Annotated in this window: 15 protein-coding genes and 1 tRNA gene; 7 read left to right on the top strand and 9 right to left on the bottom strand. The window is 40.5% G+C overall.

The annotated features are described in order from the left end of the window. The first annotated feature begins 33 nt into the window (after nucleotides 1-33). Together pnuC and ACP7AE_RS02430 are read left to right on the top strand one after the other, a co-directional pair. Nucleotides 34-765: a nicotinamide riboside transporter PnuC gene (gene pnuC, locus ACP7AE_RS02425; RefSeq protein WP_426241225.1), complete on the top strand. Its 732-nt coding sequence runs from the start codon at nucleotides 34-36 to the stop codon at nucleotides 763-765. Between the two features lie 195 nt (nucleotides 766-960). Next, nucleotides 961-1,413, top strand: a complete 453-nt coding sequence (locus tag ACP7AE_RS02430) for a DUF962 domain-containing protein (protein ID WP_426241226.1) — start codon at nucleotides 961-963, stop codon at nucleotides 1,411-1,413. A 910-nt stretch (nucleotides 1,414-2,323) separates the two neighbouring features. Here ACP7AE_RS02430 and ACP7AE_RS02435 read toward each other — a convergent pair. From ACP7AE_RS02435 to ACP7AE_RS02455, 5 genes are all read right to left on the bottom strand, one after another. Continuing rightward, nucleotides 2,324-2,740, bottom strand: a complete 417-nt coding sequence (locus ACP7AE_RS02435) for a roadblock/LC7 domain-containing protein (RefSeq protein ID WP_140412966.1) — start codon at nucleotides 2,738-2,740, stop codon at nucleotides 2,324-2,326. A gap of 8 nt (nucleotides 2,741-2,748) precedes the next feature. After that, entirely contained in the window at nucleotides 2,749-3,282 is a 534-nt protein-coding gene (locus ACP7AE_RS02440) for a GTP-binding protein (RefSeq protein WP_426241227.1), read from the bottom strand. A 4-nt stretch (nucleotides 3,283-3,286) separates the two neighbouring features. Beyond that, nucleotides 3,287-3,559, bottom strand: a complete 273-nt coding sequence (locus tag ACP7AE_RS02445; RefSeq protein WP_426241228.1) for a hypothetical protein — start codon at nucleotides 3,557-3,559, stop codon at nucleotides 3,287-3,289. A 78-nt stretch (nucleotides 3,560-3,637) separates the two neighbouring features. Next, a complete protein-coding gene (locus tag ACP7AE_RS02450; protein WP_426241229.1) occupies nucleotides 3,638-4,015 on the bottom strand; it encodes a BLUF domain-containing protein in 378 nt (125 codons plus the stop codon). Nucleotides 4,016-4,203: 188 nt separating this feature from the next. Continuing rightward, nucleotides 4,204-4,563, bottom strand: coding sequence for a roadblock/LC7 domain-containing protein (locus ACP7AE_RS02455; protein WP_426241230.1), 360 nt, complete (start codon nucleotides 4,561-4,563; stop codon nucleotides 4,204-4,206). Nucleotides 4,564-4,994: 431 nt separating this feature from the next. Between ACP7AE_RS02455 and ACP7AE_RS02460 the strand changes: the two genes are divergently transcribed. Continuing rightward, entirely contained in the window at nucleotides 4,995-6,230 is a 1,236-nt protein-coding gene (locus ACP7AE_RS02460) for an amidohydrolase family protein (RefSeq protein ID WP_426241231.1), read from the top strand. Nucleotides 6,231-6,445: 215 nt separating this feature from the next. Here ACP7AE_RS02460 and ACP7AE_RS02465 read toward each other — a convergent pair whose 3' ends face one another. Next, nucleotides 6,446-7,237: a glucose 1-dehydrogenase gene (locus ACP7AE_RS02465; RefSeq protein ID WP_201540093.1), complete on the bottom strand. Its 792-nt coding sequence runs from the start codon at nucleotides 7,235-7,237 to the stop codon at nucleotides 6,446-6,448. A gap of 289 nt (nucleotides 7,238-7,526) precedes the next feature. Then, a tRNA-Gly gene (locus ACP7AE_RS02470) sits at nucleotides 7,527-7,601 on the bottom strand. Between the two features lie 671 nt (nucleotides 7,602-8,272). Here ACP7AE_RS02470 and ACP7AE_RS02475 point away from each other — a divergent pair. From ACP7AE_RS02475 to ACP7AE_RS02490, 4 genes are all read left to right on the top strand, one after another. After that, entirely contained in the window at nucleotides 8,273-9,085 is an 813-nt protein-coding gene (locus ACP7AE_RS02475) for a M48 family metallopeptidase (RefSeq protein WP_045453551.1), read from the top strand. Nucleotides 9,086-9,454: 369 nt separating this feature from the next. Continuing rightward, nucleotides 9,455-9,778, top strand: coding sequence for a BolA family protein (locus ACP7AE_RS02480; RefSeq protein WP_201540094.1), 324 nt, complete (start codon nucleotides 9,455-9,457; stop codon nucleotides 9,776-9,778). A gap of 92 nt (nucleotides 9,779-9,870) precedes the next feature. After that, nucleotides 9,871-10,230: a SirB2 family protein gene (locus ACP7AE_RS02485; RefSeq protein WP_060491792.1), complete on the top strand. Its 360-nt coding sequence runs from the start codon at nucleotides 9,871-9,873 to the stop codon at nucleotides 10,228-10,230. 147 nt (nucleotides 10,231-10,377) lie between these two features. Continuing rightward, nucleotides 10,378-10,779: a hypothetical protein gene (locus ACP7AE_RS02490; RefSeq protein ID WP_201540095.1), complete on the top strand. Its 402-nt coding sequence runs from the start codon at nucleotides 10,378-10,380 to the stop codon at nucleotides 10,777-10,779. A 160-nt stretch (nucleotides 10,780-10,939) separates the two neighbouring features. Here the strand turns inward: ACP7AE_RS02490 and trxC are convergent, their stop codons facing one another. Both trxC and ACP7AE_RS02500 read right to left on the bottom strand, forming a co-directional pair. Then, complete coding sequence (trxC, locus tag ACP7AE_RS02495; RefSeq protein WP_426241232.1) at nucleotides 10,940-11,377, bottom strand: thioredoxin TrxC; 438 nt, start codon at nucleotides 11,375-11,377, stop codon at nucleotides 10,940-10,942. Nucleotides 11,378-11,474: 97 nt separating this feature from the next. Continuing rightward, the gene (locus ACP7AE_RS02500; RefSeq protein ID WP_426241362.1) at nucleotides 11,475-11,651 is read right to left on the bottom strand and encodes a YgaP family membrane protein; all 177 of its coding nucleotides are present in this window, start codon (nucleotides 11,649-11,651) and stop codon (nucleotides 11,475-11,477) included. Nucleotides 11,652-11,806: the final 155 nt, after the last annotated feature.

Raw genomic sequence — 11,806 nt, forward strand, 5'->3', positions numbered from 1 at the left:
TTGTAGTTTTAATACTTTAAGGAAAAAGGCTTTATGCGTATTCAGCTATTAGATAATATTACTGGAAAGTGGGCGATGCAATGGATTGTCACTTGGTTCATTTGCGGGGTGATAGCCTTATCCGCAGGTTTTTGGCTCACGACAGAACACACCACACTTGATATGTTTTATTTGGGCGTGTCTTTCGTTGGTTTGGTCTGTGTGGTTTCGCTATCATTTCGCAAAAACGTCATGGGCAACGGGTTGGGAATGGCAGCGACTGCGGGAGAAATCGTCGTGCAGGCGACGTCTGGTGCAGTCGGTTTGATGCTCGCGCCGCTCTTTAACTTTTTCACCCATGTCTACGGTATTTTTTATTGGTCAAAACATACCGATCCTGATGGCGACATGATACCAAAGGCGGCGAGCAAAGCGGTTTGGTTGATTACCGCCGCCTTTATTATTATTGGTCTCGCACTTTTTCCCACGGTAAATAATTTACTAGCCAGCTATGGCTATGCAGTGGTTGAAGATGATAATAGTAAATTCCTAGGATTTATCTCCTTCTTTTGGATCAACGTCATTGCTTTTGTCCTCTCCATTACTGCACAAGCCGCAATGATTTTGCGCTATTCATTTAACTGGTGGTTATGGATTATCGTTAACTTTGTCTGGCTCATCGTCAATCTAATGTCGGGCAATTACATTTTTGCCATTCAAACCATGATATATCAAATAAACGCTTTTATTGGTTTGTATGAATGGCAGCGCAGTGAACAAGGTTAACGGTTATCTTGTATGGTCATAAGCGCTGATATCTCAAAAGAATAAAACCAAAGAGCTCGCAGATATTGGCAAATATGTTGATAACGCTATAGGTTTTGACTGTGGCGTCTATCAGATAATGTGGTGGACTGGCTCAATTAGTGCTACAACTGATAGGAGAGATTTTTCAATTCATCTACTAACATGGAGGTTAGTATGTCTCGTACTCAGCAAAAGCGCCTGTCTAAACGCACACTTGAGCAATGGCTTAGTGAATATTCTGTCAGTCATCAAAACCTAGTCAATAAAAAAATCCATTGGCTATGCGTTCCCACGATATTTGTCAGCCTGTTAGGCATGGGCATGTCGCTATCAGTTTGGTTTACCTTGGTACTTAGCGCGTTGGTATTGTTGTTTTATATGCGTCTATCCACGCCGTTATTCTTGGCGATGGGGATGTTTATTCTTATCTGTTTGTCAGTAATGGCATTATTACCATGGGGCTTTAAGGTTTGGGCAGCTGTTTTTGTGGTTGCTTGGATTGGACAGTTCATCGGTCATAAAATTGAAGGTAAAAAACCCTCGTTTTTTGAAGACTTACAATTTTTATTAATTGGTCCAGCATGGGTAGCTAATAGCTTGATAGGTCGTAACAAAAGCCAAGCCTAACCATTTATCCTTGATAGTATATTTAAGCTTAGTATCTTTAAGCTCAGTACCGTTAGAATTAGCACCTAAAAAACCACTATCTAAAACTGATATTTTGACTCAAAAAAGCACCGCTCAACAATCCGTTAAGTGGTGCTTTGTATATTAAGCTAGCAAAGAACAAGTTATAAAAAATAAGCTATCAAAAAAATTTATTGACTGTAATTAACTACTCTAACTTTCAGGACAATAACACTGTAAATATAGCGTCAAATAGCCACAGCAGAACCGTTTACTTCAAAATAGAACCATTCATTTTAGAATAGAGCCAACAGCATAAATTCAATCTATTCGCCCGATAGTTAATACGCGACAAGCCTCTAGCCTCTACGCAGTGTACTATATAAATTCTTCATTACGCGCCATCACCGATAGATACAGCACTGCTGTCCCGTCCTAAACGTTGAGTTGGATTTTTCTGATCGACACATTGACTTGATCGAAGAAGGGTATGAGCTGGTCGAGTATTAAGAGCTGCAAGATTCCAGCGACCAAGCAAAACGGATGGCGCTGACTCGTTATTCGCTCTGTACCAGTCCCGATTATCTGAGCAGAATGGGATTACTTGAGACGCTAGCAGATTTGAGAAATCATGAGTTTTTACAATATGGTCTGGGCAAAAGAAGCAACCTATAGCTGACCGATGAAGAAGACAGAAAGCATAAGCACACTATTTATGCCAAAATTAATACCGCTAATGCTGAGTTTTTGGTAGATATGGCCGTCAAAGGTCAAGGCATTACCTTTATACAAGGTCGATATCTGAATACAGTGTCGATATTTGCTCACGCAAATAATATCACATGTCTATCACAGTCAAATTATCGCTTATAGCCCTACCGAATCCAGCAATCTTGGTTACTTGTGCGCCTTACTCAGTGATAGCAGAAATGACACCAATCAGTTTTTTGGTTTTATATCTTGCTTCTGCTAGTGCCATCTTATTCTGCGCTACCACAGTCAATACACAAGGTTTACCGATATAGTCAGTTTTGACAAATAGCATATTTCCAGCAGTGGCTTCGACGATAGTGATGTCGCACTTGCCCTGCTTCATTTGACTCGCGGATGAATCGCTCAGCGCTGATAGCGTACTACTCATCGCTGCAAACTTGTCCGTTTGATTGCTCAATTCACTGATCGAAAAGCAACTAATGGGAAAGCCATCTGTGGTGCATAAGCTAACCAATATGACTTCTCTATTGGCATCACACAATGCTTTCATGTGGCTTAATAACGCTATTTTTGCTGGTGATTTTTCGTCTAATTTTTCTTTTAACATAGTCATATCTGGCATTAGTCTTGATTGTTAAGGGTATTAAATAATGACAACAGAGACACGGCGGACTCTCTATTTCTAGGATCTGTATGGAGCACGGGTGCCACCACGTTATGCTGCATCAACATCACTCTTATTTCTTGTCCCAGTGCTGAAAGGCTATCTTTGTCAGCATCCTCGCAATGAGTGATACCAATGATACACGTGGTCTGATTTTTTTCTGGTGCAAAAAAGTGTAATAGCTTATCTAAATTGGCATAATCGGGTATCTCGTCATATCTAATCAAAATGAGCAATCCCCATAGCGACTGATTGACAAACTCCCATAAAAAAGAAAACCGCTCTTGACCTGGCACACCGTAAATACCTAGCGCCATATCGTCAGACAGAGTGATGCGCCCATAATCGATACCGACCGTCGTGTACTCTTTACCGATATCGATACTAGATTTTGCTTCTGTTTCGATGGGGCTTATCTCGCTTAGGGTTTTGACCAACCGAGTTTTTCCAGCACCTACTTCACCAATGATTGCTAGCTTCTGATAATTCAATTTTTTACCTCATTCCTAAGAATTTTTTGATCGCACCATAAAATTTATTAGGCTTTTTCTCATTTACGGTTTGCTCATGTATCGGTGCTGCCTCTGTGACACTCAATAAACCTAAACGATCAAACTCTCTGATAATCTGTGTGACTTGATGATGGCTGCCAAAATCACCACTATCCGCTAGTGCATTAAACGAATAAGGCTTTTTAGTCAATTTGATACACAGGTTCATCATCATTTGCGGCTGGCTTTCATTGTTGAGATCAGGCCATGCCAGCAATCTTAAATCCTTACCTTCATAATACTTTTCAGGCACCGTATCAGAGTTTTTTATATCAATAAACGGTTGAATACGTCTTTATTGAGACTCATTAAAGCTGTTTAACACAGCGCTATTATTCTCAATGAACGCATTAAAAAAGTTGCCTTGATCCACAAAATCAAACACGCTCACAGCCCAATTATTAAAGCTGCGTTTGATCACGCGCACATCCAAAAACACCCAAAGATCTTCATGTCTAGGATCAGAAGCTATCTTACTCATTAACTTGTCTACTTCAAGATAGGGGCCTTCTAGCACTTGCAGATACTGACCGTCACGGTAAGAGATGATACCCGTAATTTGCGATTTTGGATTATGCTTACGAGAGACGCTAACGATGTCTGATAACCCAGTAGGCATTCGAATAGTACGATCACTGATTGGCACTCTACTGACGTATGCAATACACTTCATTTTGCCACCACTTGATAAAACGGCTCACGCTCGTTAAGTTATTCCTACTGCTTATAAAATAATAATTCGCTATGTACAGTACGTACATAACGAATTTGACCTTGTTGCCAGTCTTGTCTTATTTAAGGCGCGATAAGCAACAAGGAGAGTTTGATAAATCACTCATTTGTTGAACACGACCAACCGAGTTATACCTCTAGTTTATTTTCTACCGCTTGTACCTTACGGCGGACTAATGCAAGATTGGCTTTTGATTTATCAAGCACCAAATAAATAAACAAGTCTTCATGCTTGGCTGTAGGACGAATGATGTGCAGTTGAGACTCCAAGGTGATCAACATATCTTCGATTTCACCTTTGATATCTAATGATTTCATCGTTGCTACTTTCGCCTTTACCACTTGCGAGTTACCTGCTGCTGCAAGTTCTAAGTCAACGCCGCCGCCAGCCATACCAAGTACCATGCCTGACATATAGTCGACGATACAGCCACCCATTGCACCATCAAGATTCATTAATTCTTGTAATGACTCATCGATATTTGACATACTTTTTCCTGTTTATCTGATTGTATTTACATGAAGTCATTCCATCACAGAAATGCCTTCGTAGTTTCAAGGTATGAAGCTAAATTCAGCTTATTATTTACTCTTTGTATTATTAGTATATCTTAACTTACAATCAAAACTTATAAGATAATTATAACAATAAAATATCAATAACTAAGTATGTTTTTTGGTAAAAACGATATAGTCTATTTATAAACAAAGTCTACATACCGTAGCGGTGGTCATTATATTCCATATATTAGACTCGATGACGCTTGCCCCTAACCACTCATGAACAAAAAACGACCGTTGAGTAGGAAAAAATAAAAACATCGAATAGTCATGCGGATTTAAAGTTTAAAACCCCCACTCTTGACACTAAAATGCCATTGATCGTTGAATCACTCCAAGCAAACCACTAAGGAAAAACGATGTTTGATTTACTTATAAAAAATGCCCAATTACCAAATCATAAAAACTTGGTCAATATCAGTATAAACGGCGCTTATATCGAGAGTATTGACGACGTTCCAAAAAAAACTGAACATGATGATGCGCCAAGAGCAATTTACGATGCTAAAGGTTATTTTGTCTGTGCAGGATTCTATGAGAGCCACATTCACCTTGATAAAGCCTGCATCCTTGATCGCTGTACTATAGAGCAAGGTGATTTAAACGAGGCTGTTGAAGAAACAGGTAAGGCTAAAAAGGATTTTACGGAAATAGATGTGTTTAATCGTGCTTCACGAGTGATTGAGATGGCGATTAAAAAAGGAACCGTTGGTCTGCGCACTTTTGTTGAAACAGATTCAAAAACAGAGATGCGTGCCTTCAATGCCATCAAAAAAGCCCGCGACACCTATGCATTTGCCATCGATATAGAGATTTGCGCCTTTGCACAATCAGGATTGACCAATGACCTGCATACTCATGAGCTACTAAAACTGGCATTGTCACAAGGCGCTGATTTGGTTGGTGGTTGCCCATACAAAGATGAGAATCCTCACAAGCATATTGAAATGGTGTTTGACTTGGCTGAGCAGTTTGACGTCGATGTTGATTTTCATTTAGATTTTGATCTGGATCCACAAGGCTCGAGCATTCCAAAATTGGTTGAAGAAACCATCAGGCGCCATTATCAAGGTCGCGTGTCTATTGGTCATGTGACTAAACTGTCGGCGATGGACAAAGACAAACGTATGGAAATGGCTGCATTACTGAAATTCGCTGACATTACCTTGACGGTGTTACCAGCCACCGATATATTTTTGAATGGGCGTGATTATGATGCGCTCATTCCTAGAGGCATGGTCAACGCCAATGAGCTATTAGCAATGGGCATCAATACGACTATTTCTAGCAATAATATTTTAAATGCTTTCACGCCTTACGGTGATGCCTCACTGATTAGAATGGCAAATATGTATGCCAATATCACTCAATTAGCAAAAGATGAGCAGATAGCGGAGGTATTCGATATGATTAGCAAAAATGCAGCGAAGCTTTTGTCACGGCAAACGGAGATTAAAGTAGGAGCACCGGCTACCCTAGTCATATTAGAAGCGAAAGACGCGGTAGAAGCGATTAGAATCAATTCACAAGCCATCGCAGGCTTTAAAAATGGCAAGCAAACCTTTTGCAATGAGGTCGCTCATATTTGCTTTTAATAACTTGAGTTACTTGAATACTCTTTAATTGAGCACATTCAGTCAACTGAAAGATACAGCCTATCAATGCGCCAGCATCTTTATCATAAAACATAGGTCTAAAACGATAAAAGCGTCACCCAACTATACATTGGATGACGCTTTTCATAACGGCTTTTTTACTATTTACTATAGCTTTAACATCATGGTTTAAATACTTTCATATGCAGATAAACTTAGTCTAAGGTCTGCACACCGCCGCCATTCACAAATATGGTTTGACCACTGACCCACTCAGATAGTGGTGCGGCAAAATACAGCATAGCACCAGCGATATCATCGGCTTCACCCAAACGTTGAATCGGCGTATGCTCTAGCATTTTCTTTTCGATTTCTGGTGTTAGTACAGTTTTTAACGCATCAGTACGCGTGGCACCAGGGCCAACCGCATTGACACGTACCTCAGGGCCAAAATCATGTGCCAAGTTCGCCACCATATGATTGACAGCCGCTTTTGATCCTGCATAACCACTCATGTTCGGGCTTTTATTGATACTCGACATCGAAGTGGTAAATACAATCGAGCCATAACCCGACGCTTTCATGTGTGGCACGCATAACTGCGACAAGCGCCAGCCACTAAAAACATTCAACTCAAAGTCACGGCGAATATCATCGACCGATGCTGTGGCTGGGTTTTCACGACCACCGCCGCCGCCACCAGCATTATTGATTAAAATATTGACAGTGCCAAATTCAGCGACGACCTTATCTACCATAGCGACCAAATCTTCATCTTTTAAGATATTACATTCGACTGCCAAGCCTCTGACACCATACACTTCGATATCCTTGACCGCAGCCTTTGCATCTTCTAGTTTTAAATCAGCGATAGCGATATTTGCCCCAGCTTGTGCTAGACGTAACGCCGTTGCTTTACCAATACCATTTGCACCACCTGTCACAATTGCGGTTTTTCCTGACAGATCAAATAATTCATTAAATGCTCTATGTTTGAATTCTTGCATAATTATTCCTTATTATCATCATGGTCTATAGATGGATTATTTGTTGTTATATTCGTTTAAACGATCTATATAATTATGCGTGATTAAACTGAGGCTAATGTGTCAAATTGACCACCTTTTGTAACTTAGTTTTGGCGCTGCAACTTTTAGTAATCTATGTCGTGAATTCCGTCGATAGTAACTTGGCATGTCATCGAAATGTTCTTAAGAAATAATGACAATCCTTAAAATCAGGACAAAAAAAAGCCTCACAATAAAGTGAGGCTTTGATGCTTTTTCAAGCCATATTTGGAGCGGGAAAAGAGATTCGAACTCTCGACCCCAACCTTGGCAAGGTTATGCTCTACCACTGAGCTATTCCCGCTGATTATCGAATTGTAGTGTTGTTAACAACAACTCCGTCTCGATAGGCTGGCTATTCTATCAGATATTCTAACCCTGTCAACCTCATTTTTAACGTTTATTTCCAATATTATGTCTTTAACTCGCTATTTATTGATGTAATTATCATAAATAATTGATTTAGAAATAATTATTTATTTTAAATAATATCAATTATTTTTCACAATAATGTTAAAAATCTAAAGCTCTGTCCTTGTAGGTAGTATCTCATTACCTATGAGACTATTTTTTGACTGAGATTTATGCCGCCTATCAAGTTTATAGACGTTAATAGCGAAAAATAGATTTGTTGGTGTCAACGTCCCTCTCACTTACAATCCTACGCTGTATTGTTACTTTTCCTGCATTGGTTTTGCCTTAGTAACATTATTATACTTATGCCTAATGACAGTTCGGGTAAAATTTTACTGTTGAGGTCACGTAGCAAGCATAGGTAGAACATTAATAAAAAATTGCCTTACTTGCTGCTTTGACTCTTTATTCCACAAAAAATTTAATTCGAGTCATTTGAACGATAATTGTTTCAACGATAGTCGCTTTGCTATTAATAGCCGCTTTGATAACAGCCGCTTTGTTATTAACCGCCACTTTGTTCTATTTTACTTTTTATCATTTACAGCGAGGATGTTTATTATGAAAAAATTACTGACCAGCACCGTGATGGCCGCTTCATTGTCGGCACTAGCCCTGACAGGCTGTACTAGCACCACCAGTACTGGGGCCGTTGGCGTTGACCGTCAGCAGCTATTACTGGTTTCTAGTGAGCAAGTTTTGCAGCTGTCTGCACAGAGTTATGCCAAAACGTTGCAAGAAGCAAAAGCGCGCGGCGTACTAGATACCAATAAAGCTCAGCTTAATCGCTTAAAGAACATCGCTAATCGTTTGGTCGGTCAGGTCGGCGTCTACCGTCCAGATGCGGCGAAATGGCAATGGGAAGTTCATACGATCAAATCTAATGAGCTGAATGCCTTTGTGGTGCCGGGTGGCAAAATCATGTTTTACTCGGGTATCATTGACCGCCTGAATCTCACCGATGACGAGATTGCGGCTATTATGGGTCATGAGATGTCACATGCGCTGCGTGAGCACTCACGTGAGCGCCTATCGCGTCAGTATGCGACGCAGACTGGTATCGGCGTGGCTGCTAGCATCTTTGGACTGTCACAAGGTCAAGCTGAACTAGCAAACGTTGCTGGGGATTTGGGGCTGAGCCGTCCACACAGTCGCACACAAGAAGCTGAAGCCGATCAGATTGGTCTAGAGTTAATGGCACGTGCTGGCTATAATCCGCAAGCAGCGGTTACCTTATGGCAGAAAATGCAAAGCGCAAGCCAAGGTGAGCCACCGCAGTTCTTAAGCACTCACCCGACCAGCAGCAATCGTATTGCTCAATTGCAATCGTTAATGCCTAAAGTGATGCCGCTTTATCAAAAAGCGCGCCGCTAACGAGATTGTTAGATTTCATGCTTTGAGTAAATGGCTATTACTTATAATAATTGTTACTTATAAAAGCAGAGTACAGGTTATCAATCGTGCTCTGCTTTTTTTATGCTGATAGCTAACAGGTACCGCTACTTGCCATGACCAGCTATTATGTATCGTCATTAAAGACAGTATGTTAAAAAGAATATCTTTCATTGCTATATTTTTTAAAAACAGGATAGCTCAAAAGTGTAATCGCTTACAGGCACACGCAACTTAATAGCAGGCTTTACCGCTAATAGCGTCTGCTATAATGGGCATTATTTGCAATTCACAAATTGCTAAGTATGATACCGCCAAGTACTATTAGGCAAAATATATGGAAAGATTATTATGAGTAAAACACCGACTGCTGATGCGCTCAATGCTGAGCTACAAGCGTTGCAGCCGCAACATATAGAATTGTTGAATGAGTCAATGAATCATTCTGGTTATTTTGATGGTAAAGAAAGCCATTTTAAGCTTACGATTGTTAGTGATGCTTTTGAAGGCAAAAGATTGGTCGCACGGCATCAGCTTGTATATGGACTGGCAAACTCCTTATTAACCTCGCAAGGTGGTCAAATCCATGCTTTAGCGATTCATGCTTACACCCCAATAGAATGGCAAGGTCAAAGCCCTGATAGTCCGTTATGTGCTGGACAAAACAAGAGCTAATAACAAACTATTGCGAAGATAGTGTTTTCCATACCATCATTATATGTAACCAGTAAGCGCTGAAACTGCACCTTTAAAGGAAATAATATCTCATGAAACATCTACACATGCTCATGGCTGTATTGCTCATTGCCCTGTTTTTATATCAGAGCTATTTGGTATTAAGCTCAAACAAGCAAGCGCCACGCGTGGTCAAAATCTCTTCGCACATTCTCTATGCCCTCATTATTGTGTCAGGGGCAGTCATGCTAATGCAGCTGATGAGTGCCAATGCACCCATACAATGGGTGTTTGCAAAAGTAATCTTACTCGTTGCGGCTATCAGTGCCAGTATTAAAGCGTTCAATAATAACGCCACATCTAGCCAAAGAAAGACCGGTATTCTTATTGCTGGAGCGGCATATGTGGGCATTGTGGTACTAGCCTTTGCTAAACCTGGTAACTTATTTTAATAAACATATAACATTTTGATTGCACAAATACTTATATTACTAGCATTGAAAATATTTAATAATTGCTACATTTTCAATATCTTAATCCCATTATTTTTGCTATCTTACATAAATACAATCGCCTTAACCTAGCCTAATGGAGCCACTATGAAAACTCTTACTGCAGCGACACTACTGGCGACAGCTGGCTTTTTTGGTCTCTCAGGCTGTGCCTCGACGGGCAATGTCACGCCACAATATGTGCCGCCAAGCACGTATCAAAGTTACGATTGCCAAGCCCTTAGTCAAGAATATACCCGCGTCAATCGCTATGTCGATGCGGCGCGCAACGAGCAATCAACTTTATCCGCCTCAGGTGTCGGGGTTGGGGTTTCTGCGGGACGTTGGGGCATCTCCCCTAATATTAGTTTTGGCGTTGGCAAAAGCAACAATACTAAGGCGCGCGATGCAAAATTATCACGACTCTATGGCGAGCGTGATGCCATCATTCAATCCGCCCGCATTCAGCGTTGTAGCTTTGCCAATGGTGTCAAGATTTATGGCGAGTAATGTATGATAGGTTATGTTTAATAGATTATATTTAATAAGTTAAGTTTGATAAGTAATATTTAACTGTTCAATCCTTTGATGACTTTAGATAGTATTTGTTATAAAAAAGCCAGCATGCAATAAGCATACTGGCTTTTTTATAATCATAATCCGTTAAAACTCAAGAATGTAAGCTTTGTACCCACTGAACAATTTGATCATTAGGTAACGCACCTGACTGCCGTGCTATCTCTATACCATTTTTGAAAGCCACCATGGTTGGCAAACTGCGAATATTATAAGGTGCCGCCGCTTGCTCATATTTATCGGTTTGTATTTTGGCAAAAACCACTTGTGGCAGTTGCGCCGCTGCGGCTTTGAACTGCGGTGCCATCATTAGACACGGCTGGCACCAACTCGCCCAAAAATCAACGATGGTCAAGACCTCATTTTTTTGAATGACTTTACGAACCGTTTGGGCATTTAGTTCATGAGGACTCCCCGTTAATAACGGCTGACCACATTTGCCGCAATTTGGCGCAGCACTAAGTTTGGCTGCTGGTATGCGGTTGGTTGCCTGACAATGTGGGCAGACCAGATGAGAGTTTTGCTCACTCATTATAAGACTCCTATACAAGTAGCATGGGTATTGGTCAATCAAAGTATCCAATACCCATGCCTGATTATGTATTTATGACAATAAATCTAGCGACTATTTAACGCTTGCAGGTATTCATCCCAAGCATTTTATACAAAGGGCAAAAGCGGAAGAGTCCTGTGAGTAAAGGCACTAAGCCAATCACACCCCACCAGCTTTGAAAATACAAACCCAAGCCGATAATCACGACACCCGCGATAATACGTAGTAAACGCTCAGTACTGCCGATATTAATTTCCGTGGTTCAATCCTTAAGTGTGAAGGCTTAATGGTAGAGGAGTAATATAGCCATGTGTTTACGGTAAAGACTAGGGCGTGTCTTCATTTCAAAAATGGAGATAAAAATGAGATAAATTGCCGTCAAACAAGAAAAATAGCGTAGATAATATC

It is taken from the genome of Psychrobacter sp. TWP2-1-2 (genome assembly GCF_049896785.1).
Lineage (GTDB): Bacteria > Pseudomonadota > Gammaproteobacteria > Pseudomonadales > Moraxellaceae > Psychrobacter.